Below are 24,730 nucleotides of genomic sequence, written 5' to 3'. Positions count from 1 at the left end.
CCTTATGCGTCTTGTCTATCTCGCCCCGCTTTATACGGCACTTGTGTTGCTTGCAAACGAAGGTCTTGCCGATACGAGCGATCTGATGGCGCTACGCGAGGGCGATATGCGCAAGCTGAACTTTCATCACATGCCTGCCCGCGTCACCGATACGCCGTTCCTGACCGAAGACGGGGACGAGGCGGAACTGGCCGACAGTAACGGAAAGGTGCGCGTGGTGAACTTCTGGGCGACATGGTGCGCGCCTTGTCGTCACGAAATGCCGCAGCTTGCCGACCTGCAAACCCAACTGGGCGGTGACGATTTTGAGGTGATCACCATTGCCACAGGCCGCAATCCGCGCCCCGCGATGGAGGATTTTTTTACCGAGATTGGCGTCGATAACCTGCCCCTTCATACAGATGCACGATCCGGTCTGGCCCGCAGCATGGGTGTGCTGGGTCTGCCAGTTACACTGATCCTTGATCGCGAGGGTAACGAGATTGCCCGTCTGCAAGGTGACGCCGAATGGAACAGCGAAAGTGCCATCGCCATCGTCAGCGCAATTATCGCCGATTAAGCGTGACCAGCGGTATCCGACAGTAAAAGCGGGTCAACACCCAGCACCTTCAGCGCCGCTGTCCACTTGTGGTCGTTGGCCCTGCCAAACAGAATGTCGGTGCGTGCGTCACAGGTCAGCCAGCCATTACGCGCGATCTCGCCTTCCAACTGACCGGGGCCCCATCCGGCATATCCCAACGCCAGCATCGACATATCGGGCCCCTTGCCGCGCGCGATATCCTCAAGAATATCAAGCGTGGCTGTCATGCAGATATCATCGGCAACATCCATCGTGCCGGTTTCTGACCGGTAGTCGGTCGTGTGCAGCACAAAGCCGCGCGCATTTTCGACAGGCCCGCCGACGTGCACGCGGATATTGCGGGTGTCCGGACCGGTGGCGATCTCAAGCTGTTCTAGCAGGTCGCGAAACCGGATGCTTGTCGCGGGCTTGTTGACGATCAGTCCCATTGCCCCTTCTTCGGAATGTGCACACATATAAACAACGCTTTTTGCAAAGCGGTCATCACCCATGTGCGGCATCGCGATCAGCAGCTTTCCGCACAAATTACTCATCTCGAAATCCATTTGTTAATTATCGTTAACCATTTTAGCGCTGGCAAGGGCTGTGGGATCACATCGGCGGTGTCACACTTTCTCGCCACAACGTGACTTTCCCTTGCCAGCGATGGTCATATGTAGGGGACATGAAAAATTCGTTGTTCCCCGCCCTGATTCTTGCTTTTGCCGCGCAAGGTGCGCAGGCCCAGTCGCTGGACGGTGTGGCGCGGCTGGATGTCATCCCCGGATGGCAGACCGGCGACGGCACACATATGGCAGGTCTGCGGGTGACACTTGCGCCGGGGTGGAAGACCTACTGGCGCGCACCGGGCGATGCGGGCATTCCGCCGCAGTTTTCCTATCGTGGGTCAGACAATATTGCTGCGGTGCAATACCACTGGCCGGTGCCTGACGTGTTCCACCAGTCCGGCATGCGATCCATTGGCTATCACGACAGTGTCGTTCTGCCGGTCGAGATCACGCCTGCACAATCCGGCGCACCTATTCACTTGTCAGGCACCATTGATATCGGCGTTTGTGAGGAGATCTGCATTCCCATGCAGTTCACTTTTGACGCAGCGTTGCCTGCCGATGGTGGCCGCGACGGCGCAATTGTCGCCGCCCTGCTCGATCAGCCTGTCCCTGCCGCTGCTGCGGGGATTGGCAGCGCGCGCTGTACCATCACCCCGACAGAGCGCGGCATGCAGATCAGCGCCACCATCGCAGCGCCGCAAGGCAACCCTGCCGTCGTGATTGAAGCGGGCGATCCTTACATCTGGGTGTCAGAGCCTGACGTGACGCGCGGCGCCGGCACGCTGACAGCGACGTCCGAATTTGTGCATGTGAACCAAGGCAGCTTTGCTATCGACAGGTCAGCAATCAGAATGACATTGCTGGGCAATGGTCAGGCAATTGACATTCAGGGCTGCATCGCGGGCTAACCCGCCCTGCGCCAGCGCCATCCCAAACCGATGCCTGCCAAAAGGTAGATTGCAAGCAGCATAGCCGCCAGCGCACCCGCAAACACGCCCAAGGCAATAGTCACGCCCCCGCGCAGAAACGGCAGCACCTCGGCCACGGCGGCCAGCGGTGCGCCTGTCACGATTACGGGGAGCACAAGCACCGCAAACAAAATCGCAGCGATAACCGCGCCAAGCATCGCGGGCCACGTTGCCCGCACGCGGCCAGACCGTAGCGCACGCTTGGCAGCACGGATCTGTTTGGCAAAGTCGGACTGCATCGCGATCAGCGACGGCACAACAACCAGCACCAGCACCATGCCGAAGCCCAAGCCGTAAACCAGTGTTACGACTGTCGGCTTGAGGAACTCCGCTTGGTTCGACCCTTCGTACAACAGCGGTGTCAGGCCCAAAACGGTGGTCAGCGTTGTCAGCAGGACCGGTCTTAGCCTGTCGCATGCTCCGTCAATTACGGCCGGGATCAGCCCGCGATCCTTGGCGTATTCGTCAATCGTCGTGACCAGAACGATACTGTCGTTGATCACAATTCCGACCATGCCAAGCATCCCTACAACCGTGAACAGGCTCATCGGGATGCCCCACGCGTTGTGGCCGTAGATCGTGCCGACAAGGGCGAAGGGGATGACGGACATCACCACCATCGGGCGGGTCCAACTGCTGAAAATCCAAGACAGCGTGAGGTAGATGCCAGCAAGAACAAGGATCAGTCCAGTTCGTGCGTCGTTAAGGAAAGCGTTTTCCTGTTCGCTCAGACCTGACAGGTCAGTGGTCACGCCATATCTTTCGGCGATACGGGGCAGAATATCCTCGTCCATGATCTGCTGCACTTCGCTCGCACGGTCCGCGTCCTCGTCATCGAGATCACCCAGAACCGAGATCAGCAGGATGCCATTCTCCCGGCGGACGGTGGAAAAACCTGTGCGGGTTTCGACGGTCACCACATCGGCCAAGGGCACATAGACGCCGCTGGGCGTGCGGATTTGGGTCCGGTCCAGAAAGTCGGCGGAAAGCTCTCCTGCGGGCAGTTCCACACGGATCGACGCGGACCGTGGACCGTCAGGATAGGTTGCCGCCTCGATCCCGCCCAGTTTCGCGCGCAACGTACGGCCAAGTTGATCGATATTCAGCCCGAGCGCTTGCCCCTGCGCGGTCAATTCCAGAACAAGCTCTTCCTTGTCGTAGGCCAGCGTATCTTCCAGCCCTGAAATTTCCGGGAACCGCGCCAGTTCTACTTTTAGCGCTTCGGCCGCCTCTTTCAGCGTTTCCGCATCGGCGCCATACATCTGGATATCAAGGCTATCGCCGCCCGGTCCGCTGGCCCAACTGCGAAAGCTGACCGTCTCGGCAAGCGGATGCTGGCGCACGGTGTCCTGAAGTTCGGCAACAAAGGCGTAGGAGGAATAGGGCCGACTGTCTGCGTCGATCAATTCAATGCTGATCGCGCCCAGCAGATCGGCATCCTTCCCTTCGGATCCCGACAGCGCACGACCGGAATTGCCACCGATTTGCGCAAAGACGTATTGCAACGGATTTGCGCCATACCGCTCTTCATAGTCCGCGCCCAGGGCTTCGGTGGCGCGCTGCATTTCGCGCATCATGGCAATCGTGTCGTCGCGTGTAGCACCCGGCAGCATGGCAAAGTTGCCAGTGACCTGCCCCTGCTCGGGTGCCGAGAAGAACCGCCACTGCACATCCCCCTTGATGAAAAGTGCGACCTGACTGGCAAGGATCAGCAGCATGCCTGCAAATACCGGATAGCGCGCCCAGACCACAAACTGCATGAACGGGCGGAATATGGTGCTGCGCACCCAGACAAAGCCGCGATTTACCACACGGGATGGAATGTCGTACCAGTGTTCCTTGGCCGAATGGGCGATAGCATGGCTTAGGTGATTGGGCAGGATCAAGAAGCATTCCACAAGAGATGCCGTCAGCACCACAATGACAGTAAAGGGAATGTCCGCGATCAGATCGCCAAAACGGCCCCCAATAATCACCAGACCGAAGAACGCGATGATCGTTGTGAGAGTGGACGAAAACACGGGGCTGAACATCCGGCGCGCAGCGTTTTCAGCCGCCTCGACCGGACCTTCGCCCAATTCGCGCACGCGGTAGTCAGCGTGTTCACCCACCACAATCGCATCATCCACCACGATGCCCAGCGTGATGATCAGCGCAAAAAGCGAGATCATGTTGATCGTCAGGCCCGAGATATACATCAGCGCAATCGCCGCCAGCATGGCCACGGGGATACCGATGGCGACCCAGAATGCCGTGCGCGCGTTCAGGAACAAAAACAGCAAGAGGACAACCAGACCAAGGCCGGTCAGGCCGTTGTCCAAAAGGATGTTCAACCGCCCCGAGATCACCTCTGCCCGCGTGCTGGTGAGATCGATACTGACACCATCAGGCAGGACCGACACCAGCGCGTCTGCCACTTCTTCCACCGTGGCCTGCATGCTGATCGCGTCGCCCTGCGCCGAGCGCTGGACCGAGATTTGCACCGCCTGGTTGTCACCAACAAAATACGCGCGTTCACGGTCAACACCTTGGACGCGGACCGTGGCCACCTCTCCGATGGTCAGGTTTGATCCGTCGGGATTGGCACGTAGCACAATGGCCGCGATATCCTCGGCTGATCGTTTGGCCACACCTGTGCGTACGCGCGAGTTACTGGACACATCACCGGCGGGGTCTGCTGCGGCCTCTTCCCCGATGCGGGCGGCGATATCAGCCAGCCCGATATCGTATTTGATCAGCGACAGGGACGGGACTTCAACAATAGTCGACGGGGCCGCAACGCCGCGCACCGAGACGTTCGTCACCCCCTGCGCAAAAAGCCGCGTGACCATTTCGTCGGCAAAACGCGCCAGTTGATCAACGCCAACAGGGCCGGAGATAACCACGTCAGTGACACGATCCGACCACCCGCCGCGCCTAATCGACGGATCATCGGCGTCCGACGGAAGGTTCGAGGTGCTATCAACAGCAAGCTGCACATCTTCCGCCGCACGGTCGATGTCATAGCCTGGCTCAAACTCAAGCCGGATATAGGCGCGGCCTTCGCGGCTCGTCGCCTCAGAGGCGACAACGCCATCAACGCCCAGCAACACAGGCTCAAGCACCTGCACAATGGCTGCGTCTACATCCTCTGCGCCAGCGCCGCTCCAAGAAACAGAGACATCCAGATCATCAACAACGACATCAGGGAAAAACTGCGCCCGCATGTTGGGGATCGCGGCGATGCCCGCCATGATCATCAGGACCAATAGCAGGTTGGCCGCCGTCCGGTGCCGCGTGAAATAGGACAGGATGCCACCCGCCCCGCGATTAAGTCTGTCGCCACCTGTTGCCATGATCAGCTACCCATCCGCTGTTCGATGCGCGCAACGGTTTCGGATGATACCTCTGGCTGTTCAAGCTGTGACAGCACCCGCGCTTTTGCTTCCTCGGGCATCCGGCTTTCGGTGACAAAGGCGACCAGTTTGGCACGGCGTTCATCATCAAGCGTGATCATTTCGGGTTCGGGCGGTGGTGCGTCCGCTTGTCCGGGGCGGATCGGATTAACCTTGATCCCCGCGCCAATCAGCGGGGACCGTTCGGCAACAATCGTGCGACCAGCCAGACCATCGGTGGTGATGATCACGTCATCACCCTGACGACGCAGCAGCTCAACCGACACCGTCGACAGGCGGTCCTCGTCATCAAGCGCAAGCACGGTGCCATCTGCGGAAACCGCCGTGGCCGGCACAAGCGCCACCTGTTCCAGATCGGGTTCTGCAATCGCAACCGTCACGAAATCGCCGGGGCGAAAACCTGGGGCCGCATCAAGGCTGGCGAACAGCAGGCGACCCGTTTGTCCTGCCCCCACACTGGCGCTTTCGCGTATGATCTGGCCTGTGGCCGTCAGGTTGACGCCGGACACGTCAAGCGCCACCGATATGGGCGCTTTCATCAGAACGCCATCATCGTCCAGCAGGCGGGCATATTGTGATGTGGAGACGCGGAACGACACCTCAAGGCGTGACGGGTCAACGAGTTGGGCAAAGCGTTCGTTCGGCGTCACGCGGCCACCGTTGCTGATGCTGACGTCCGACAAAACGCCATCAAATGCGGCAACCACAGTTGTGTCCTGCACATCCCGCTCCGCCTCGGCCAACGAGATTTGCACGCGGGCCAGTCGGGTGGTGGCCTGATCGATCCGCGCTTCGGCCTGCGCCACTGCCTGCCTGCGCGACAGCACCGCCGCTTGTGCCGATGACACCGCAAGCTCTGCATTCTCGACCGCTGCCGTGGTGCCTACGCCGCGGGTTTGCAGATCGCGCGCACGGGTCAGGGCCGTGGTGCGCAAGGTCACCTGTTCTTCGGATGCGGTCAGCTCGTCTTGCGCCAAGGTGATATTACGCTGTGCATCACGCAGTTCGGCTTGGGCGTCTTGCAGATCGGCTTTGATCCGGTCCAGCGCCGCTTCGGCCTCGGTCGGGTCAATTTGCAAAAGCGTCTGACCCGCCGATATCTGCCCGCCTTCGGTCAATGCAGCATCTGCCGACAGAACGGTGCCGCCAACTGGGCTGCGTAGATCAAGCGTGCGCTGGCTGCGCAATTCGCCAAACACCGTCAACGTTGGAGTGATTGTCTGCGGGGTCACATCGGTGACGTTGACCGCAATGACCCGTTCGCGCTGCGGAAAACTGCGCGGTTCCTGCGCCATGCGTTCGGCCACGGCACCGCGCACGGTGTTGCCGGCCCATGCCAGAATGGCGAGTGTCATGGACAAAAGAAAAATGCCGACAAGACTGCGCCGCAAAAACCGCATGATCAAAATCCTGTTCAAAAGACGCCTGAAATCAACGCAGGGTCTATATAATCTTACGCATTACTTAGGTCTTACGGATCACATTTCTATTTCCGGCGCTGGTGTTCAGCCAAACGGGGAAAAATTTCGACAAAATTGCAGGGGCGATGCCTGTAATCCAGCTGTTTGACCAAAATTTCATCCCAAGCGTCTTTGCACGCACCCGGACTACCCGGCAAAGCAAAGAGGTACGTGCCGTTGGCCACGCCACCGGTTGCGCGGCTTTGCACCGCAGATGTGCCGATCTTTTGCATGCTGACGATGGTGAAAACCGTGCCAAAGGCGTCAATTTCCTTTTCATAGACATCGCGGTGCGCCTCAACGCTGACATCGCGGCCAGTCAGACCTGTTCCGCCGGTTGAGATCACGACGTCGATATTCGGATCGTTGCACCAGACGCGCAGCTGCGCCGCAATCGCATCACGGTCATCGGGCAGGATCATGCGGGCCGCGATCTGGTGGCCGGCATCATCGATCCGCTGGGCAAGCGTGTCGCCGGATTTGTCATCAGCCTGCGTGCGCGTGTCAGACACCGTCAGGACGGCGATACGGACCGGCAGAAATTCGGCAGTGTCGTCGATGCGGCTCATCCTAGGACCTTTAGAAACAGGGGTTGCTGGCGGGAAGACGCGGGACCGCGATCATTTGATCAACAACCTCGTCGGTGGAGTCGCCTAGAAAGCTGGGGATAAAGGCGGCGATATTGCCCTCTGCGTCGCAGAAGTCGCCGCTATTGTAGGGGGATGCATCGCGCAGCGCGTCATAGCTTGTGCGCACAGCCTCGGGTGTCGCTTGGGGCGATGTGTTCTGCCCATAAAATGTCAGGGCGCTCGTGCGAAACCGCTCTAACCGCGCGGCCTTATCGGCTTCGAGCGTGACATCACAAGTTGCCACATAGCTATCCACCTGCGCCAGAATACTGACGAAACAGCCAACGGCACCGCCCTCGCTTTGATCAAGCGTCACAACATCACCGTCCTGACGCGATACAAAGATGCCGCCCTCCAGCGCAATGGCTTCAGCACCGTTTGCCAGTTCCTCGATCGCGTCAGCATTGGCCGCAAAAAGCGCGTCATAGTCGTTCAGACCAAGCACATCGGCCTGCGCCAGCCCCGCACATAAAACAAACGCCGGTGCGTAAAATCGGATCATGGTGTGCCCTTCAGCTTGGCCTTAAGTTGGAGAAGATCAGCCCAAGCCTCGCGCTTGGCAAGTGGTGTGCGGATCAGATGTGCGGGATGGAAGGTTGGCAGGGCAGGTCGCCCCAGAACGTCGATCCACGCGCCGCGCCGCTTTGTCAGACCACCCTGACCGGTCAGCATTTGCAGGCCGGTGTTGCCCATCAGCAGGATCACGTCGGGGTTCGCAAGGGTGATATGCCGTTCCAGAAATGGTCGCAGCATCGCAATGTGCGCAGGCTCTGGCAGGTCATCCGCTGGTGTGCGCCACGGCAAAGGCGAAAGCAGATACGCCGCCGTTGCCGGATCGGCGGCATCACGGGCAAGACCAATAGCGGCCAGCATCTTGTCCAGCAACGCGCCCTCTTCACCGACAAATGGTGCGCCCGCGCGATCCTCGGCACGGTTTGGCGTCTCACCGATTACCATAACACGTGCAGATGGTGATCCATCCGAAAACACAGCCTTGCGCGCACCTTGGCGCAGGTCGCAATGCGGAAAATTGGCAACAGCCTCGTTCAATGCAGTGAGATCGCTGGCTGCTGCCGCAACCGTGCGCGCAACTTCAGCCGCGTCAACCGTCTCGGCCTGCGGGATCGGCGGCGGCGCGGGTCTGGACGGGGTGGCAGGCGGGGCTGCGGCGACCGGTTTCGGCGGTGCAACCTCAAGCGCATAGCGATCAACAGGCGTGTCGCTGACCGCATCGGTCACGCCCAGTTCGACCTGCCATTCCAGCAAGGCCCGATCCGCCCAATATGTATCAACAGAATCCATGTCAGCCAAAGACTACGCCCAATCGCAGGCAAAGGGCAGACCCGCTGTTGCAAATCACATCGCGGCACCTTGCCGCCATTGAAGCACCCGCGCCCGCACCGTATAACGCCCGCGATGCTGCTGAAAGGTGAGATATGACATTCCGCGCCCGCCACCTTTTGGGGATCGAACATCTGGCACCCGATGAAATAACAACGCTGCTGGATCTGGCCGATCTTTACGCTAAGAACCCCGGCACTGCGCAGCACCGCGACGTGCTGGCGGGTATGACCCAGATCAACATGTTTTTCGAAAACTCCACCCGCACGCAGGCCAGCTTTGAAATTGCCGGCAAACGCCTTGGGGCGGATGTAATGAATATGGCGATGCAGGCGTCGTCGGTGAAGAAAGGCGAAACGCTGATCGACACGGCGCTGACGCTGAATGCGATGCACCCTGACTTGCTGGTCGTGCGTCACCCCCACTCGGGCGCTGTCGATCTGCTTGCGCAAAAGGTCAACGGTGCCGTGCTGAACGCAGGTGACGGGCGGCATGAACACCCGACGCAGGCGCTACTGGACGCGCTGACGATCCGGCGGGCCAAGGGGCGTTTGCACCGCCTGTCGGTCGCAATTTGCGGTGATATCGCCCATTCGCGTGTCGCAAGGTCCAACATCATGCTGCTTGGGAAAATGGAAAACCGCATCCGCTTGATCGCACCGCCAACGCTAATGCCGTCGGGTGTGTCCGAGTTCGGATGCGAGGTGTTCGACAACATGGAAGAAGGTCTGCGCGACGTGGATGTCGTGATGATGCTGCGCCTTCAGAAAGAACGCATGGACGGCGGATTTATCCCGTCAGAGCGCGAGTATTATCATCGCTACGGTCTTGATGCGGCAAAACTGGCGCACGCCAAGGATGATGCAATTGTCATGCACCCCGGCCCGATGAACCGCGGTGTTGAGATTGACGGCACCATCGCAGATGACATCAACCGCTCGGTGATCCAGACGCAGGTTGAAATGGGCGTCGCCGTGCGCATGGCCGCGATGGACCTGCTGGCCCGCAACCTACGGGCGGCGCGGCAACCGCAAGGTGTGATGGCGTGACCGATCTTGCCGCAATCACGCCGCACCTAAAACAGGGGGAAAGCGTGCTTTGGTCTGGCAAGCCAAGCGCACCCGATAGCCTGCGCGCTTATGGCGGCTGGCATCGTTGGGTCGGGCGCTTGTTCATTTTTATCGCAATCGTAATGTGCCTGATCGCGTGGGCCAACCGTGCCGAGATCGGGAATGCATCGGTCTATATCGGATTGGTCGGCGTGCCCTTGTTGATCGGACTGGCCTTTAGCGTCGGGCTGTCGTGGCTGCAACGTGATGCGCGCCGGTCAATGGAATATGCGGTCACGTCAAAGCGCGTGTTGGTGGTCACCAAAACCGGCCCGATTGCCTTTCCGGTAACAAAAACCTCCGCAATCAAGCACATTCCCGGAAAAGACGGCACTGACACGGTGCAATTCATGGCTGGTCATAACCGCAAGGTCACAGCCCGGAGCGCCAACAACTCCATCATCCAACGGCAGGTCTATTCACAGGCCAAAGCCTTTCGCCTTCCACCAGACGAGGCCGCGGACGCGTTTCGCGCTCTCCAGACATTGCAGGCAAAATCGACATGACACAAAGACAACCCAAATACGGCGAGGTCTGGATTTACGATCTGGCCTATCCGCTTGAAATGGAAATCGGCCACATGGGGACGCTGGATGGTTTGGCCAAGGCCGTCGGCGCCACCGAATTAAACGCGGACGACGTGCAGATTGTGCAACTCAAGACCGTGGAAGAGCTTGGATTGCCTGCCTTTCTTGAAATGGCCTATGGCGTGGCACAGACCGATATGGCTGGCATGGAAGACACATTTGCCAAACTGTCGGGCAGCATTGCCGTATTGCGCAGTGGTGCTTTTCCATCAGACGGGATCACGCAACCGCCAAACGATCAGGCCACGCTCGTCACCGTGCTGAGCGAAGAGCTTGCCACACCGACCAGCCTGACGCCGCTAACCTCCGAAGCCAGCAGCGGCACGGTCACGCCAGAGCCCGCACCAGCGCGCAAACCCAAATCCGATGCGCGTATCGGTGGGATGGTTGCGATGGCGGCCCTTGTGCTGATGTTTGTTCTGGTCGGCCTGATGGTCTGGATCGGGGGCTAGGCCCACGATGCCGCAAACTCCGCCCCTGCACGATGGCGAGACGATCCTGTGGGAAGGCCGCCCAGATACCCGTCCGCGATTTGGCATTGAAACAGTCGCGACCGGTATCTTTGCCGGCGCCTTGGTGCTGGCAGCATTGGGGCTTGCGACCGTTATCGATCGCTCCGAGCCGGGGCTTTTTTGGCCGATCCTGTTGCCCGGCCTGATCTTGGGCGCGGTGATTGTGCTGGCTTATCCGCTATTCGACAGCGCCCAGAACCGTGGCACGCGATATGTGCTGACGAACCAGCGCGCCCTTATCATCGGCCGCAAAAACCCGCACAGAACGGCCCATGACCGCGAAGGGTATCCCATCCCCGCACCGGATGCGCTGATCTATCAGGCAGGCAATCCCCCCAGCATCTATTTCGGGCGGCGTAGTACCAGTAAGCACAGCTATACCGACGTTGGGTTTGAGCGGATCAGCGACGCCAACGACGTCTATCCGGTCATGCGCGATCTGGCCGAAGCGCAGATCCGCAATGGGTGACCTGCGCGAAACACCCGCAGGCTGGGACGGTATTCTTGCACCGGACGAAAAGATCATCTGGCAAGGTGTGCCAACGGCGCGGATGACGCTGCGCGGCCAGAGAATACCGACGATGGCCTTTGGCTTGTTTTTCTCGGGCTTTGCATTGGTCTGGATGGTTCTGGCATCGCAAGCTGGCGGCTCTTTCTGGATGTTTGGCCTGCTGCATTTCGCGGTTGGGCTTGGCGTTGCATTTGGCCCGCTTATTATGACCTACATCATGTCAGGACGCACGTGGTACACGCTGACCAATCAGCGGGCGTATATTGCCACAAGGTCGCTCTTGGGCGCGAAAGAACTGCAATCCTATCCAATTACGCCGGACACCCAACTTGGCATGACCGGTGATACCTTTAAGACCGTTACGTTCGGCGAAATGACCAAACGCGGTTCAAAAGGGCGCAGTTACCAGCTCAAAATCGGATTTCGCGATCTTGAAGACGGCGATGAAGTGTATCAGTTGATGCGTGACGTGCAGCGCAAACAAACGTAAACAGGCCAATACACCGCTCCGCAGAAAGAGACCTCGTGACCAAGCAGATTTTTATCAATGCCCGCCTGATTGACCCCGTCGCGCTGACCGACGGGATGGGGGCTGTGCTGGTCGAGGACGGTATCATCACGCAGGTCTATGAGACCGCCACGCCAGATGTCACCGGACCGCAGGTTATCGATTGCGGTGGTAAGTGTCTTGCGCCGGGTATCGTTGATATTGGTGTGAAAGTGTCCGAGCCGGGTGAACGGCACAAAGAATCGTTCCGGTCAGCGGGCCGTGCTGCGGCTGCCGGTGGTGTCACAACCATCGTCACCCGCCCCGATACGATCCCCGCCATCGACACGCCTGAAACACTGGAATTTGTGGCCCGTCGTGCTGCCAGCGATGCGCCGGTGCGCGTTTTGCCCATGGCGGCACTGACCAAAGGGCGCGATGGCCGTGAAATGACCGAGATCGGCTTTTTGAAAGATGCAGGCGCTGTTGCCTTCACCGATTGCGACCGCGTGATCACCAGCACAAAGGTTTTTTCACGCGCGCTCACCTATGCCCGCAGCCTTGATGCGCTGGTGGTGGCCCATGTGCAGGAGCCCGGTCTGTCGGATGGCGCGGCAGTGACGTCTGGCAAGTTTGCCTCACTGCGCGGCTTGCCCGGTGTGTCGCCAATGGCCGAACGTATGGCGCTTGATCGTGATATTGCGCTTCTGGAAATGACCGGTGCGCGCTACCACGCCGACCAGATCACAACCGCCCGCGCCCTACCCGCGCTGGAACGGGCGAAGCGCAATGGCCTGAAAATTACGGCCGGTATCGGCGTGCATCACCTGACACTGAACGAACTGGATGTGGCGGACTACCGCACCTTCTTTAAGCTCAAACCGCCACTGCGCAGCGAGGATGACCGTCTTGCGGTTGTGCAGGCGGTGGCAGAGGGGCTGATTGATGTCATTTCGTCGATGCACACCCCCCAGGATGAAGAAAGCAAACGCTTGCCCTACGAAGAAGCGGCCAGCGGTGCTGTTGCGCTTGAAACGCTGCTCCCCGCGGCTTTGCGGCTTTATCACAGCGGTCACATCGACATGCCGCGCCTGTTTCGTGCCCTGTCGCTGAACCCGTCGCGTATTCTGGGCTTGCCCACAGGGCGGCTGCTTCCCGATGCGCCCGCCGATCTGGTGCTTTTCGATCCGGACGCGCCGTTCAAGCTGGACCGGACAACGCTGCTTTCCAAATCCAAGAACACGCCCTTTGATGGCGAGTTGTTGCAGGGGCGCGTGCTTGGCACATGGGTAGGCGGCACGCGCGTTGATCAGAAAGGACAATCGTGATGGTCTACCTGTGGTGCATCATCGGGTATCTGATCGGCTCTATCCCGTTTGGAATACTGGTCTCGAAGATGATGGGGCTAGGCAACCTGCGCGACATCGGGTCAGGCAATATCGGCGCGACAAATGTCTTGCGCACAGGCAGCAAGAAGGCCGCGATCCTGACACTGGCCTTTGACGCGGGCAAAGGCGCTTTGGTCATAGCGCTCGCCCGTTTGTGGGAACCGGAAAGCACCGTGCAGCTGGCAGCAATCTTCGCGCTGTTGGGTCACTGCTTTCCCGTCTGGCTCGGGTTTCGCGGCGGCAAGGGCGTGGCGACATTTCTTGGCATCGTCTTTGCCTTGTGGTGGCCTCTTGGCCTTGCAGCCTGTGCCACATGGCTGGTTGTTGCCGCGATCTTCCGGTTTTCGTCACTGGCAGGCATGCTGGCCGCTGGATTTACACCAATCTGGGGGATCGTGCTGGATTACAATGCGGTCGTGCTTTCGACCTTCATTATGTCCATCCTGATCTATATCCGCCACGCGCCAAACATCACCCGCCTACGCGCCGGAACAGAGCCGAAAATCGGGCAGAAGTGAAACCCTTTGGCAAAGCGTTTGCCGCACTGCCGATGGGCACTTTCTACGGCACGGCGCATGGCCGCAGCTATGTTGCGACCCGCAGCACTGTCGCTGATGGGCGCGGCGAAAAGCTGGTCGCCGAGGCGTTGGACGGATCAGACTACATCAGCCTGAACATTTATCATCTGGCATCAGGTGACCGGCTGAAGCCGTGCGAAATGCCCGCGCAGAAGGTCATCGATTTTGTGCAGGCTTTCGTGGTGTCAGAACAGGCCGAAACCTAAACGGCGCTTGATCCACCACAGCGCGCCAGCGGCCCCTGCCATGACCGGACCAAAACCAATGTCCACGCCGCTGTAATACAGGATCAGAGCGGTTGCGACGATCAGCATCGGCAGGCGCGCAATAGGCGCGATAGTTTCACCCAGCGTCCGTAACCGCAGTACCCACATCGCAAACGCAAGCGGCGGCCCCACGACTAGGGCACCGGCCCAAGCCCCCATAACAAATGCGCTAGCACCGTGTGGATGCAGTACAGTGCCACCGGCCAAAGGCACGGCGATCAGCAAAAGAAACGCAAATCGCGGGTTCAGAAACAGCGGCATAAAGCCCTCCACCCCCGTTGGCTCGCAGGGAAATGTGCCAAAAATGTGGCAAATTGGGCGAGGCTTAACCGTGTCTTAACCAGTGTGGCGGAATGTCAAAGTTGGCGAACGCTGCTGGACACCCTGATCGAACGTGCGGGTCACGGTCCGGAATTGCCAGAATGGCATGGGATGATGCTGCCAAAAGGCAGCAACCGGATCACGTCCAGCGGCGTTCGTATAAACCTGTTGCGGGTTTCAGTAGCTGTATTCGTCGTAGATTTGCGACAAATCGCCGTTCCACTCACCGTGATACTTTTCCAGCAATTCGTCAGCCATTGTCTGACCGCTTTCCACTGTTTCGTGCAGCGCGTTCAGGAAATGTGTCTCATCCGCGATCATGCCGCCAGCCCCCGGCTTGGCGCGTGCCGCAAGTCCCTGATGGGCGATGCCCACAACTTCGCGGGCCAGATCGTGCATCTTGATGCCGTCAACCTGCGCATCCAGCCCGTCGGTAAATGCGCCCACGCGTAGCGCCTCGCGCTTTTCGGCGGTCCAGTCTTTGCAAAGGTCCCACGCGGCATCCAATGCGCCTTGGTCGTACGTCAGTCCAACCCACAATGCAGGCAACGCGCAAAGCTTGCGCCACGGTCCACCATCGGCCCCGCGCATTTCGATAAATTGCTTGATTCGCGCCTCGGGGAAGACTGTCGTCAGGTGATCCGCCCAGTCCGACAGCAGCGGCTTTTCACCTGGCAGTGCCGGCAGTTCGCCCTTCAGGAAATCGCGGAACGACATGCCCAGCGCGTCGATATATTTGCCGTCGCGGTACACAAAATACATCGGCACATCGAGCACCCACTGCACCCATGCCTCGAACCCGAAACCGTCTTCGAACACAAATGGCAGCATGCCCGTGCGATCGTCATCCAGATTGTTCCAGATATTGCCGCGCCACGATTTCATGCCGTTGACCTTGCCCTCAAAGAACGGCGAATTGCCAAACAGTGCATTGGCAACAGGCTGTAGCGCCAGCGACACGCGCAACTTTTGCACCATGTCCGCTTCGGAGGCGAAATCTAGGTTCACCTGCACCGTACAGGTCCGTCGCATCATCGCGGTGCCCATGGTGCCGACAGAATTCATGTAGGCATCCATCAGCTTATAGCGGCCCTTAGGCATCAGCGGCATTTCTTCATGCGACCATTCGGGGGCAGCGCCAAGGCCGATAAACTTCACACCAATCTCGTCAGCGACTGAGCGTACCTCGGCCAGATGGGTATTCACCTCGTCACAGGTCTGGTGAACCGTTTCCAAAGGTGCTCCGGATAACTCCAGCGCTCCGCCGGGTTCAAGCGACACGTTCGCGCCGTCTTTGGTCAGGCCAATAATGTTGCCTTCTTCATGCACCGGATCCCACGCAAAGCGATGCTGCAATCCTTCCAGCACGGCGCGGATCGACCGCTCGCCGTCATAGGGCAATGGCTTGTGCGTATCCTGACAATAGCCGAACTTTTCGTGCTCGGTGCCGATGCGCCAGTCTTCCTTGGGCTTGCAGCCTTTCGCCAGCAGCTCTGCCAGTTGGTCGTGATGTTCGATCGGGCCGCCGCCGGATTGTGGAATGGACATGTGGCTTGGCCTCGCTGGTCGGTCGCGTCAAAGTTCAAAACCTGACGTGAACCGAATGGCGCGTCAATGCAAGAGCGGCTGCGTCTTGCGCCAGATCACAACCCGCTGATCAGGTGTGCGCTCAAGCACAGAAAGCATCGTTTCGGTTCGGATGCCCGGTAGGCTGGCGAAGGCATCAAACAAGGCCTCCGCGCCCTTGGCAGTCACAGGGATGGCGACGCGATTGTTTTCCACGCCTGTCAGAATCCAATGCGGATCGGGATGCGCGTCAGGATCAAGCTCAAGCACGGTCAGGTCATCCAGATCCAGCGCCCCACCTGTCAGCGGGCCGAAATAGCCGATGCGGCGCTCAACGATCTGTACCACACCCGGCCCGCCAGCGCCCTGACGGAACCGCGCGCGTTGCGTGCCTGTGAACACAAGGACAGCGCCCAGCACAATCATCAGAATACCAAGCCAGCGCACGATGCCAAAGCTGCCGATTGCCCACCAGAGCCCGATCGCCACAATCAAAAGCGCCACGATTACATCGCGCCAGCGCCATAACACCGCCCGCGCCTCTGGCCGAATAAACTCAGCCATGGGCCACCTGCGGCGTGTCGTAGGCGATAATCATAAACTCTCCGATCTGGCGAAACCCAAGGCTGTGGTAGACCTTGGCCGCCGTGGTACTGGCGGCGGATAGGACAGCCCGCGTGACGCCCTGCGCCTGCGCTTGTGCAAGGTGAAGCCCCAGAGCAGCACGGGCAAATCCATGGCCGCGCAACGCTTGCGGCGTATAGACGCCCCCGATCATCACAGTCTCGGGCAGGCGCGCGTTGAACCCTGTCATGCTCACCGGTTGGCCATTCTGCATCAAAACGCGGTGGCTGTCCTGCGCAATCATGGCATCTACCGCAACCACTGCCTGATCTGCGGCGGCGGCGGGTGACAGGTGCAAAGCCTCTTGTCCGTAGGCAGTGCGCCACGCGATTACAATATTGCGCAGGTCTGGCGTGATCGCCGTCAGCGTAAGACCCGATGTATCGGGCAATTCCAGATCGCTCAGCGCAAGCTCCAGATGCGGCTCTGCCCGATCCAGGCCGCCCCGCGGCATGTGCATCATCTCGCGAATAGCCGCAACGGGCGCGGCTTGCCCCACGATGCCAGCGACAGCGCGCGCGCGCAAAGCAGGCTTCACGTCCGGCATGTCTACTGATCCGAAAACCGGCATCACAAAGCCACCATCGGTCATGCCCAGCACATCGGTCACCTTATCGCCGTCCCGCGCCAGCCAGAACGTCATCGCACGTCCATGACCGCCTTCCATACCGTGATCACGCAGATTGCAAATCGGGAACATGGCAATGGACGGCCGTTCCAAAAGGAAGTCCATGATCGCGTCGCGGTCAGAGACCTCCGCGCGCTTCACTGCCAATCCCCGACGTGATGCTGCCATAGCGTTAAGGCCGCAATAGCTGCTGTTTCAGCGCGCAGAATACGTGGACCAAGCGATATGCTGACGGCGGCGTCCATATCACGCAGCCGCATTCTTTCCTTGTCCGAAAACCCGCCCTCTGGCCCGATCAGGATCGCTCCGCTTGTGGCGAGGCGTCCTGCAAGGGACGACGAGCGACCGGTCAGCGTTTCGTCACAAAAAACCAGCTGCCGTGACGCATCCCAGTCATCCAGAACATCCCCAAGCGCAGTCAGAGCCGCGACGTCAGGCACATAGGTCGCGCCACACTGCTCGGCTGCTTCGGTGACCTGCGCCTGCATTTTGTCTTGGCGCAACCTGTCTGCGCCATTGGTGAAATCGGTCTGCACAGGCACAATCCGGCGCACCCCCAGCTCAACGGCCTTTTCAACAATCATCGCCGTTCGGTCCTTGCGCACCGGCGCAAACAACAGCGTCAGATCGGGCGGCAGGGTCAGCGGAGCTGTTTGCGCCTGACACACCACCACACCGTTTTTCTTGCCGGCCTGCGCGACTGTGGCGTCCCATTCACCGTCGCGCCCATTAATCAGGGACAGAACCGTTCCCACCGATAGCCGCATGACCGAAAACAGATACAGCGACTGGTCCCGTGACAACGGAACCGATTGCCCTTCCCCCAACGGGTGATCTACAAAAAGACGAACCTTGGATGCCATAGGGGCGGACCATATGACCGGCACGAACCAGACGCCAGAGGGAGTTGTCGCCGACAGCGCGGGCAATTGGGTTGATACCAAAGCCCCCCCCGTTACGCGCCCCTTTCTGCGCCTGTCCCGGGCCGACCGACCGATTGGCACATGGCTTTTGTTCCTGCCTTGTATGTGGGGGCTGATGCTGGCGATTCTGTCGAACGGGCGCTACTCCACGCATGATCTGTGGACCATCATCGGCTGCGGTGCCGGTGCGTTCCTGATGCGTGGCGCGGGCTGCACATGGAATGACATCACAGATCGCGATTTTGATGGCCGTGTGGCCCGAACTCGTTCGCGCCCCATACCATCGGGGCAGGTCAGCGTGCGCGGCGCGGTTGTCTGGATGATCGCGCAAGCCCTGATCTCGTTTGCAATTCTGCTCACGTTTTACGACACCGCGATCTGGCTGGGCGTCATCGCGCTTATTCCTGTGGCGATCTACCCTTTTGCAAAACGCTTTACATGGTGGCCGCAGGTTTTTCTGGGTTTGGCCTTCAACTGGGGCGCGCTGCTTGCGTGGGCTGCACATACCAACGGCCTCGCCCTGCCTGCTGTCATTCTTTATCTGTCAGGCATCGCGTGGACCCTGTTTTACGACACGATCTACGCCCATCAGGATACCGAAGACGACGCTTTGATCGGCGTCAAATCAACAGCCCGTCTGTTTGGCGATCAATCGGCAGCGTGGCTGCGCCGCTTTCTCACAGCGACCATCATCCTGATGACAACGGCGGTCATCATCGTAGGTGTGGAGCGGTCATTCCTGTCGCTGGTCATCGCGCTGGCGGGCCCATGGGCGATGGGTGTGCACCTGTGGTGGCAGTTGACCCGCTTTGATCCTGATGACGATGCCGGGTTGCTGAAGCTCTTTCGGTCGAACCGCGATGCGGGCCTGATCCCCCTGCCGTTTTTTGCCGTGGCGCTGCTCGTGTGATTGAACCGCCCCGCAACTGCCCCTATGCAGGGGGCAACTGTCCCTAAAGATCTGGACGCACATGCGCCTCTCTGCCCTCTTCCTCCGATTTGCCGTTTTTGCACTTGCCGGGATTCTCTCGGTGATCGGGGCGCGCGCCACAGCCGTTTTCATCGAAGAACGCTCTGTCATTGGCGTGCGCGAAGTCCTTATAGATCAAGGGATTGAGTGGACATCCGTTCTCAGCGACGGCCTGCAAGTGATCCTTGAGGGCGAAGCGCCGACAGAAGCGGCAGCCTTTCGCGCGATTTCGGCAGCGGGCCGTGTGGTGGATGCCAGCCGCGTCATCGACAACATGGTGGTGGCCGAATCGGACGCCATCGCGCCGCCGGAATTTGCCATCGAAATTCTGCGCAACGACAGCGGCGTGTCCTTGATCGGCCTGATCCCCGCAACGTCAGATCGGGAGGCACTGGCCGATCGGATCACCGATATCGCCGACGGGCAGTCGGTGGCCGATTTGCTTGAACAGGCCGACTATCCGACACCGGCGACGTGGCGACCTGCAATGACCTACGCTTTGCGCGCGCTGGAACAATTGCCTCGCTCGAAAATCTCGGTCACGGCAAATCGTGTGTCGGTCGATGCGATCTCGGACAGCGAGGCGCAGAAGCGGCAGCTAGAAGTAGCGCTCACACGCAATCAGCCCGATGGGGTGAATGTGGCGCTGAATATTACTGCACCACGTCCCGTGATCTCTCCATTCACCACACGCTTCACGCTGGATGCAGACGGCGCACGCTTTGACGCCTGTGCCGTGAACAGCGACGAAGCGGAGGCCAAAATCACAGCCGCGGCGCAAGCCGCTGGTTTTACCGGTGACGCGAATTGCACCGCAGCGCTTGGCGTGCCATCGCGCACTTGGGGTGACGCTGTGGCGCTGGCCATCAAAGCCGTCGGTGATCTGGGCGGCGGCACCGTGACAATCGCGGATACCGATGTGGCCTTGGTCGCGCTGGAAGGCACGCCGCAAGGCACCTTTGACGATGTTGTAGGCGGTCTGGAAAATGCGCTGCCAGATGTTTTTGCGCTAGCGTCAGATCTGCCAAAAGCACCCGATGCTACGTCCGAAGGTCCGCCCACCTTCACCGCGACCCGCAGCCCTGAGGGCGCCGTGCAATTGCGCGGGCGCGTGCCAAGCGATCTGGTGAACCAAACAGCCGAAAACTTTGCCTTGGCCAAATTTGGCCGCGATGACCTGACCATGGGCACGCGTGTTGTTGATGGTCTGCCTGCCGGCTGGCCGGTGCGCGTGCTTGCCGGGATCGAGGCGCTGTCGGAACTGTCCAACGGGTCGGTTATCGTGCAGCCCGACCAGATTGCGATCCGTGGCAACACAGGCAATGAGAATGCCCGCGCCGATATTTCGCGCCTTTTGATCGAAAAGCTGGGCGAGGCTGCAGAATTTGATATCGACGTCACCTATGTCAAACAGCTTGATCCGGTCGCAGGCCTGCCCACCCCCGAAGAATGCGTGGCACAGATCAGCACTGTCACCGAAAGCCGCAAGATCACCTTTGATCCCGGCTCGACCACGCTGACCGCCGAAACCCAGCCGATTATCGATGATATCGCCGAGATTTTGAAACTCTGCGCGAACCTGCGCATCCAGATTGCAGGCTATACCGACAGTCAGGGCCGCGAAGAGATGAACCAGCAACTGTCACGCGATCGCGCGCAGGCAGTGCTTGACGCCTTGCGGGTGCGGCGTGTGCCTGTCGGCACATTCGAGGCGGTCGGCTTTGGTGAAGCCGATCCGATTGCCGACAACGAAACCGCCGATGGCCGCGAGGCAAACCGCCGGATCGAGTTCAGCCTGATTGTGCCTGAACCGACCGTCGAAGAGCCAACGGCGCTGGAACAAATTGAACAAGAAGCCGCAGAAGACTAGTGTGCGCACAAAGATCAGCAGGACAGTGACGTGAACAGAACCGAATTTATCATCGCCACCGCGATTATCCTCTTTGTGGCGTTTGTGCTGGGATGGTTTGCAAGCTGGCTGGTCAATCGCTTTACCCGCGTGACCAAAGCCGAAATCGGCGAGCTTGATAAAATGGCGCAGGCCCTGCACGAGGCGGAAGAAACCCGCGATCAGGCGATCACATATCTTCAGCAGCGCGAGGCCGAGATCACCAACCAACTGTCCCAAACCGAAGCGGAACTACGCGCCGCCATGGATGGCCTGCGCGAAGCCCGCCGCGAGGCGGAAGAGTTGCGCGCGCATATCGACCGTCAAAACGTCGGTTAGACCTGCGCGGTTCTCACTCCGACGTATCCCATTCGGCTGCTGAATTATCCGGCATTTGCCCGTTCCAAACGCCCTTAGCTTGCGTCACATCTCCCTGCCCCTTGCAACGCCATGTGATTGCGGGATGATGCATCGGCTGCTGCGGCCATGGGACCTTGTGATATGACCGGATTTCTACTTCTTTCTTTTATCTTTCTAATCGCCGGTGTCATCGCCGTGCCGATCGCCACGCGATTGGGGTTGGGGTCTGTCCTTGGGTATCTGATCGCGGGCATCGCGATCAGTCCGATCCTGTCGGTGCTGGGCGTTGACGTGGTGTCGATCCAGCATTTCGCCGAATTTGGCGTGGTGATGATGCTGTTTCTGGTCGGGCTGGAACTTGAACCGAAACTGCTGTGGTCGATGCGTGCCAAGTTGCTGGGCCTTGGCGGTGGACAGGTTGTTGTCACCACGCTTGCCGTGATGGGCATTGCCCTTTTGTTCGGGCTGGAGTGGACGGTGGCGCTTGCTATCGGACTTGTCCTTGCGTTGTCGTCAACAGCCATCGTCCTGCAAACTCTGAATGAAAAGGGATTGATGAAATCCGACGGCGGGCAATCGGCGTTCTCGGTCCTGCTGACGCAAGATATCGCCGTGATCCCGATGCTGGCCCTCATCCCGCTTTTGGCCATGCCAGAGATTGTGGGCGATGTGGCCGATACTGCTGCGCAAGCGGCGGACGGGCATGGCGCGGAGAGCCACAGCAATGATGATCATGGCGGCGATGAGCACGGCGAAAGCATGAGCCTTGTTGACGGGCTAAGCGGCTGGCAAACCGCGCTTGTCACACTTGCCGCTATTGCCGCTGTCGTGCTTGGCGGCAACTTTCTAATCGGCCCGATCTTCCGCTTCATCGCGGCTGCAAACCTCCGCGAGCTGTTTACCGCTACCGCGCTGATGATAGTCATCGGCATCGCGCTTTTGATGTCTCTGGTAGGTCTGTCGCCCGCGCTTGGCACCTTTGTCGCCGGTGTTGTGCTGGCCAACAGCGCCTACCGGCACGAGCTAGAGTCAGACATCGACCCGTTCAAGGGGCTTTTGTTGGGGCTATTTTTTATGACCGTCGGCGCGGGGATCAACTTTGCCCTGTTGTTCGATAATCTGCTGTTGATCGTTGCCCTGACGCTGGGGTTGATAGCACTGAAAGCTGCGATCCTTTACGTTCTGGCGCTGTGTTTCAACATTACCGGGGCGGACCGGTGGCTGTTTACATTGGGTCTGGCGCAAGCTGGTGAATTTGGCTTTGTGCTGTTGTCCTTCACTGTGGCATCAAACGTGATCCCCACCGCATTGGCAGATCAGCTTTTGCTGGTCGTAGCGCTGTCTATGCTGCTCACACCTGCGCTTTTCATCCTGTTTGATCGCGTTATTGCACCGCGCTTCAACGCCGATGACGACCGTCCGATGGATACCATTGACGAGCAAAGCCAAATCATCATTGCCGGACACGGGCGCGTTGGCGGGCTGGTCAGCCGGATACTAAAAGGCGCGGGCCACGCCCCCACCGTCATCGACTTCAGCGCAAAACAGCTTGAGATGCTCGAAAAGTTCGGCGTGCGGGCCTACTACGGCGACGCGACACGCCCTGATATGCTGCATTCGGCGGGCATGGATGAGGCGAAAATGCTGGTCATCGCTATCGACGGCAAAGACCAGATTACCGATCTGGTGAAATACGTGCTGCACACCTACCCCGATGTGCATGTGGTGGCGCGCGCAGTAGATCGAAATCACGTTTATGATCTGTGGGCCGCTGGATGTCGTGACATCATCCGCGATTACTATGACAGTTCCCTTCGCATGGGGCGCAGCGCGCTTGAGGCGCTTGGCAATCCACGCGATCAGGCCCAGCGCATGGTGGATGCGTTCAACGATCTGGACGGCAAAGCCATGCTGGACCTGGCCGAACACTATTCGACGGATATCGCCGCCACGGAAAACGAAGCCTACATGAGCAAAGTGCGTGAAATGGTTGATGTCTGGGAAGACGATCTGAAAAGCCGGATGAGCAAGATCATGCAAGACGCCAAGGACTAGTCCCTTGGCGCTGCCGCCCGCCGCAATCTGTCATTGATCGCACGGCCCAATCCGTGATCGGGGATCGGGGACACAGCGATGGCCGCAGCCCCCATCGCATCAAGCTGGTGCAGGCAATCGAACAATCGTGCTGCGGCTTCAGTCAGGTCACCGCTTGGCGACAGGTTCAGTGCGGCCTCAACGGAACCGAACCCCAGAAGCGTTTCGCCCTGCTCTGGCGTTGTCACATCCAAGCGCACGCGCCCCTGCGGCGCATAGTGGGAGGCCAGCTGACCGGGGGCTTGCGGTTTTTGCGCGTGCAGCTGGGTGGCCAGTGCTTCGCCCAAGCAAGCCTCAATCGCTTCAAGCGGAACGCCACCTGCCCGCAACAAAGCTGGTTCATCTCCACAGCGCACAATCGTTGATTCCAGACCCGTATCACATGGGCCACCATCAACAACGCCATCGATCATACCATCCAGCCCGGACAACACATGGGCTGCTGTCGTGGGGCTGATCCGGCCTGACGGGTTGGCAGAGGGGGCGGCAACCGGACCGCCAAAAGCACGCAACAATGCCTGCCCCACCGGATGATCGGGCATCCGCACCGCAACCGTGTCCAGCCCGGCCGTGACAAGTTTCGACAGCCCCGATTGCGCACGCAAGGGCAGAACCAGCGTCAACGCCCCTGGCCAGAACACGGCAGCCAACCGCTCTGCGGTATCGTCAAATACGCATAACGCCCGCGCGGCATCGATATCGGCCACATGCACGATCAGCGGGTTGAAACTTGGGCGGCCTTTTGCGGCGTAAATACTTGCAACAGCCGTATCATTACGCGCATCAGCGCCCAGCCCGTAAACAGTCTCGGTCGGGAATGCGACCAAACCACCGTCGCCCAAAATATCAGCAGCACGCCCCAGATCGGCATGGCTTGTCGTCAGACGTAGGGTGCGGTTGCGGCTCATGACGTGGCGTTTCGGTTGATGGACGGTTGGGGTCAGATAGGTTTGAAGTTGAATTTCAGACCCATACCCGCGGCCCGACCCATTGC

At 59.5% G+C, this 24,730-nt stretch carries 26 protein-coding genes; 14 read left to right on the top strand and 12 right to left on the bottom strand.

Features of this window, described 5'->3' with window-relative positions; genetic code table 11:
* Nucleotides 1-4: 4 nt before the first annotated feature.
* Nucleotides 5-559 (top strand): TlpA disulfide reductase family protein, encoded by a 555-nt coding sequence (locus tag V8J84_RS03055; RefSeq protein WP_339929066.1) that lies wholly within the window; start codon nt 5-7, stop codon nt 557-559.
* On the opposite strand, the gene V8J84_RS03050 is transcribed toward V8J84_RS03055, so the two are convergent.
* On the bottom strand, nt 556-1,125 hold the full coding sequence (locus V8J84_RS03050; protein WP_339928129.1) for a YqgE/AlgH family protein: 570 nt from the start codon (nt 1,123-1,125) through the stop codon (nt 556-558). The genes V8J84_RS03055 and V8J84_RS03050 overlap by 4 nt on opposite strands.
* Before the next feature lie 119 nt (nt 1,126-1,244).
* On the opposite strand from V8J84_RS03050, the gene V8J84_RS03045 reads away from it, so the two are divergent.
* Entirely contained in the window at nt 1,245-2,039 is a 795-nt protein-coding gene (locus tag V8J84_RS03045; protein ID WP_339928128.1) for a protein-disulfide reductase DsbD domain-containing protein, read from the top strand.
* Here V8J84_RS03045 and V8J84_RS03040 read toward each other — a convergent pair.
* The 5 genes from V8J84_RS03040 to V8J84_RS03020 form a co-directional block, all read right to left on the bottom strand.
* Nucleotides 2,036-5,434: an efflux RND transporter permease subunit gene (locus tag V8J84_RS03040; protein ID WP_339928127.1), complete on the bottom strand. Its 3,399-nt coding sequence runs from the start codon at nt 5,432-5,434 to the stop codon at nt 2,036-2,038. The two genes, V8J84_RS03045 and V8J84_RS03040, sit on opposite strands and share 4 nt — an antisense overlap.
* A 2-nt stretch (nt 5,435-5,436) precedes the next feature.
* Nucleotides 5,437-6,894, bottom strand: a complete 1,458-nt coding sequence (locus V8J84_RS03035; protein WP_339928126.1) for an efflux RND transporter periplasmic adaptor subunit — start codon at nt 6,892-6,894, stop codon at nt 5,437-5,439.
* Between the two features lie 86 nt (nt 6,895-6,980).
* Nucleotides 6,981-7,523: a molybdenum cofactor biosynthesis protein B gene (moaB, locus tag V8J84_RS03030; protein ID WP_339928125.1), complete on the bottom strand. Its 543-nt coding sequence runs from the start codon at nt 7,521-7,523 to the stop codon at nt 6,981-6,983.
* 10 nt (nt 7,524-7,533) lie between these two features.
* Entirely contained in the window at nt 7,534-8,085 is a 552-nt protein-coding gene (locus V8J84_RS03025; RefSeq protein ID WP_339928124.1) for a hypothetical protein, read from the bottom strand.
* Nucleotides 8,082-8,885: a uracil-DNA glycosylase gene (locus V8J84_RS03020; protein ID WP_339928123.1), complete on the bottom strand. Its 804-nt coding sequence runs from the start codon at nt 8,883-8,885 to the stop codon at nt 8,082-8,084. The genes V8J84_RS03025 and V8J84_RS03020 overlap by 4 nt, the downstream gene beginning before the upstream one ends.
* Nucleotides 8,886-9,019: 134 nt before the next feature.
* Between V8J84_RS03020 and V8J84_RS03015 the strand changes: the two genes are divergently transcribed.
* From V8J84_RS03015 to V8J84_RS02980, 8 genes are all read left to right on the top strand, one after another.
* The gene (locus V8J84_RS03015; protein ID WP_339928122.1) at nt 9,020-9,973 is read left to right on the top strand and encodes an aspartate carbamoyltransferase catalytic subunit; all 954 of its coding nucleotides are present in this window, start codon (nt 9,020-9,022) and stop codon (nt 9,971-9,973) included.
* Nucleotides 9,970-10,539, top strand: coding sequence for a hypothetical protein (locus tag V8J84_RS03010; protein WP_339928121.1), 570 nt, complete (start codon nt 9,970-9,972; stop codon nt 10,537-10,539). The genes V8J84_RS03015 and V8J84_RS03010 overlap by 4 nt, the downstream gene beginning before the upstream one ends.
* The gene (locus V8J84_RS03005; RefSeq protein ID WP_339928120.1) at nt 10,536-11,072 is read left to right on the top strand and encodes a hypothetical protein; all 537 of its coding nucleotides are present in this window, start codon (nt 10,536-10,538) and stop codon (nt 11,070-11,072) included. Before V8J84_RS03010 ends, V8J84_RS03005 begins: the two co-directional genes overlap by 4 nt.
* Before the next feature lie 7 nt (nt 11,073-11,079).
* Nucleotides 11,080-11,601, top strand: coding sequence for a hypothetical protein (locus V8J84_RS03000; RefSeq protein ID WP_339928119.1), 522 nt, complete (start codon nt 11,080-11,082; stop codon nt 11,599-11,601).
* Nucleotides 11,594-12,133 (top strand): aspartate carbamoyltransferase catalytic subunit, encoded by a 540-nt coding sequence (locus V8J84_RS02995; protein WP_339928118.1) that lies wholly within the window; start codon nt 11,594-11,596, stop codon nt 12,131-12,133. Before V8J84_RS03000 ends, V8J84_RS02995 begins: the two co-directional genes overlap by 8 nt.
* A 95-nt stretch (nt 12,134-12,228) precedes the next feature.
* Entirely contained in the window at nt 12,229-13,458 is a 1,230-nt protein-coding gene (gene pyrC / locus V8J84_RS02990) for a dihydroorotase (RefSeq protein WP_445285955.1), read from the top strand.
* A complete protein-coding gene (gene plsY, locus V8J84_RS02985; protein ID WP_339928116.1) occupies nt 13,458-14,036 on the top strand; it encodes a glycerol-3-phosphate 1-O-acyltransferase PlsY in 579 nt (192 codons plus the stop codon). Before pyrC ends, plsY begins: the two co-directional genes overlap by 1 nt.
* A gap of 32 nt (nt 14,037-14,068) precedes the next feature.
* Nucleotides 14,069-14,302 (top strand): hypothetical protein, encoded by a 234-nt coding sequence (locus V8J84_RS02980; protein WP_339928115.1) that lies wholly within the window; start codon nt 14,069-14,071, stop codon nt 14,300-14,302.
* Here V8J84_RS02980 and V8J84_RS02975 read toward each other — a convergent pair.
* From V8J84_RS02975 to V8J84_RS02955, 5 genes are all read right to left on the bottom strand, one after another.
* Nucleotides 14,282-14,623: a hypothetical protein gene (locus V8J84_RS02975; protein WP_339928114.1), complete on the bottom strand. Its 342-nt coding sequence runs from the start codon at nt 14,621-14,623 to the stop codon at nt 14,282-14,284. The two genes, V8J84_RS02980 and V8J84_RS02975, sit on opposite strands and share 21 nt — an antisense overlap.
* Nucleotides 14,624-14,860: 237 nt before the next feature.
* A complete protein-coding gene (locus V8J84_RS02970) occupies nt 14,861-16,231 on the bottom strand; it encodes a glutamate--cysteine ligase (protein ID WP_339928113.1) in 1,371 nt (456 codons plus the stop codon).
* A gap of 63 nt (nt 16,232-16,294) precedes the next feature.
* Complete coding sequence (locus V8J84_RS02965) at nt 16,295-16,813, bottom strand: hypothetical protein (protein ID WP_339928112.1); 519 nt, start codon at nt 16,811-16,813, stop codon at nt 16,295-16,297.
* Nucleotides 16,806-17,642: a GNAT family N-acetyltransferase gene (locus tag V8J84_RS02960; protein ID WP_339928111.1), complete on the bottom strand. Its 837-nt coding sequence runs from the start codon at nt 17,640-17,642 to the stop codon at nt 16,806-16,808. Before V8J84_RS02960 ends, V8J84_RS02965 begins: the two co-directional genes overlap by 8 nt.
* The gene (locus tag V8J84_RS02955; RefSeq protein WP_339928110.1) at nt 17,639-18,364 is read right to left on the bottom strand and encodes a 16S rRNA (uracil(1498)-N(3))-methyltransferase; all 726 of its coding nucleotides are present in this window, start codon (nt 18,362-18,364) and stop codon (nt 17,639-17,641) included. The genes V8J84_RS02960 and V8J84_RS02955 overlap by 4 nt, the downstream gene beginning before the upstream one ends.
* A gap of 13 nt (nt 18,365-18,377) precedes the next feature.
* On the opposite strand from V8J84_RS02955, the gene ubiA reads away from it, so the two are divergent.
* The 4 genes from ubiA (at nt 18,378) to V8J84_RS02935 (ending at nt 23,697) form a co-directional block, all read left to right on the top strand.
* A complete protein-coding gene (ubiA, locus tag V8J84_RS02950; RefSeq protein WP_339928109.1) occupies nt 18,378-19,334 on the top strand; it encodes a 4-hydroxybenzoate octaprenyltransferase in 957 nt (318 codons plus the stop codon).
* A 61-nt stretch (nt 19,335-19,395) separates the two neighbouring features.
* Complete coding sequence (locus V8J84_RS02945; protein ID WP_339928108.1) at nt 19,396-21,264, top strand: OmpA family protein; 1,869 nt, start codon at nt 19,396-19,398, stop codon at nt 21,262-21,264.
* A gap of 30 nt (nt 21,265-21,294) precedes the next feature.
* Nucleotides 21,295-21,621: a hypothetical protein gene (locus tag V8J84_RS02940; protein WP_339928107.1), complete on the top strand. Its 327-nt coding sequence runs from the start codon at nt 21,295-21,297 to the stop codon at nt 21,619-21,621.
* Between the two features lie 162 nt (nt 21,622-21,783).
* The gene (locus V8J84_RS02935; protein ID WP_339928106.1) at nt 21,784-23,697 is read left to right on the top strand and encodes a cation:proton antiporter domain-containing protein; all 1,914 of its coding nucleotides are present in this window, start codon (nt 21,784-21,786) and stop codon (nt 23,695-23,697) included.
* On the opposite strand, the gene V8J84_RS02930 is transcribed toward V8J84_RS02935, so the two are convergent.
* A complete protein-coding gene (locus tag V8J84_RS02930) occupies nt 23,694-24,644 on the bottom strand; it encodes an L-threonylcarbamoyladenylate synthase (protein ID WP_339928105.1) in 951 nt (316 codons plus the stop codon). The genes V8J84_RS02935 and V8J84_RS02930 overlap by 4 nt on opposite strands.
* Nucleotides 24,645-24,730: the final 86 nt, after the last annotated feature.

It is taken from the genome of Yoonia sp. 208BN28-4 (assembly GCF_037543925.1).
In the GTDB taxonomy this organism is placed as follows: domain Bacteria; phylum Pseudomonadota; class Alphaproteobacteria; order Rhodobacterales; family Rhodobacteraceae; genus Yoonia.
Note: the sequence above shows the minus strand (reverse complement) of the source record. Positions and strands in the feature narration are given on the sequence as shown.

Coding starts and splice junctions, on each gene's coding strand:
- V8J84_RS03055 (WP_339929066.1), top strand. CDS start 5: ATGCGTCTTGTCTATCTCGCCCCGCTTTATACGGCACTTGTGTTGCTT.
- V8J84_RS03050 (WP_339928129.1), bottom strand. CDS start 1,125: ATGGATTTCGAGATGAGTAATTTGTGCGGAAAGCTGCTGATCGCGATG.
- V8J84_RS03045 (WP_339928128.1), top strand. CDS start 1,245: ATGAAAAATTCGTTGTTCCCCGCCCTGATTCTTGCTTTTGCCGCGCAA.
- V8J84_RS03040 (WP_339928127.1), bottom strand. CDS start 5,434: ATGGCAACAGGTGGCGACAGACTTAATCGCGGGGCGGGTGGCATCCTG.
- V8J84_RS03035 (WP_339928126.1), bottom strand. CDS start 6,894: ATGCGGTTTTTGCGGCGCAGTCTTGTCGGCATTTTTCTTTTGTCCATG.
- moaB (WP_339928125.1), bottom strand. CDS start 7,523: ATGAGCCGCATCGACGACACTGCCGAATTTCTGCCGGTCCGTATCGCC.
- V8J84_RS03025 (WP_339928124.1), bottom strand. CDS start 8,085: ATGATCCGATTTTACGCACCGGCGTTTGTTTTATGTGCGGGGCTGGCG.
- V8J84_RS03020 (WP_339928123.1), bottom strand. CDS start 8,885: ATGGATTCTGTTGATACATATTGGGCGGATCGGGCCTTGCTGGAATGG.
- V8J84_RS03015 (WP_339928122.1), top strand. CDS start 9,020: ATGACATTCCGCGCCCGCCACCTTTTGGGGATCGAACATCTGGCACCC.
- V8J84_RS03005 (WP_339928120.1), top strand. CDS start 10,536: ATGACACAAAGACAACCCAAATACGGCGAGGTCTGGATTTACGATCTG.
- V8J84_RS03000 (WP_339928119.1), top strand. CDS start 11,080: ATGCCGCAAACTCCGCCCCTGCACGATGGCGAGACGATCCTGTGGGAA.
- V8J84_RS02995 (WP_339928118.1), top strand. CDS start 11,594: ATGGGTGACCTGCGCGAAACACCCGCAGGCTGGGACGGTATTCTTGCA.
- pyrC (WP_445285955.1), top strand. CDS start 12,229: ATGGGGGCTGTGCTGGTCGAGGACGGTATCATCACGCAGGTCTATGAG.
- plsY (WP_339928116.1), top strand. CDS start 13,458: ATGGTCTACCTGTGGTGCATCATCGGGTATCTGATCGGCTCTATCCCG.
- V8J84_RS02980 (WP_339928115.1), top strand. CDS start 14,069: ATGGGCACTTTCTACGGCACGGCGCATGGCCGCAGCTATGTTGCGACC.
- V8J84_RS02975 (WP_339928114.1), bottom strand. CDS start 14,623: ATGCCGCTGTTTCTGAACCCGCGATTTGCGTTTCTTTTGCTGATCGCC.
- V8J84_RS02970 (WP_339928113.1), bottom strand. CDS start 16,231: ATGTCCATTCCACAATCCGGCGGCGGCCCGATCGAACATCACGACCAA.
- V8J84_RS02965 (WP_339928112.1), bottom strand. CDS start 16,813: ATGGCTGAGTTTATTCGGCCAGAGGCGCGGGCGGTGTTATGGCGCTGG.
- V8J84_RS02955 (WP_339928110.1), bottom strand. CDS start 18,364: ATGGCATCCAAGGTTCGTCTTTTTGTAGATCACCCGTTGGGGGAAGGG.
- ubiA (WP_339928109.1), top strand. CDS start 18,378: ATGACCGGCACGAACCAGACGCCAGAGGGAGTTGTCGCCGACAGCGCG.
- V8J84_RS02945 (WP_339928108.1), top strand. CDS start 19,396: ATGCGCCTCTCTGCCCTCTTCCTCCGATTTGCCGTTTTTGCACTTGCC.
- V8J84_RS02935 (WP_339928106.1), top strand. CDS start 21,784: ATGACCGGATTTCTACTTCTTTCTTTTATCTTTCTAATCGCCGGTGTC.
- V8J84_RS02930 (WP_339928105.1), bottom strand. CDS start 24,644: ATGAGCCGCAACCGCACCCTACGTCTGACGACAAGCCATGCCGATCTG.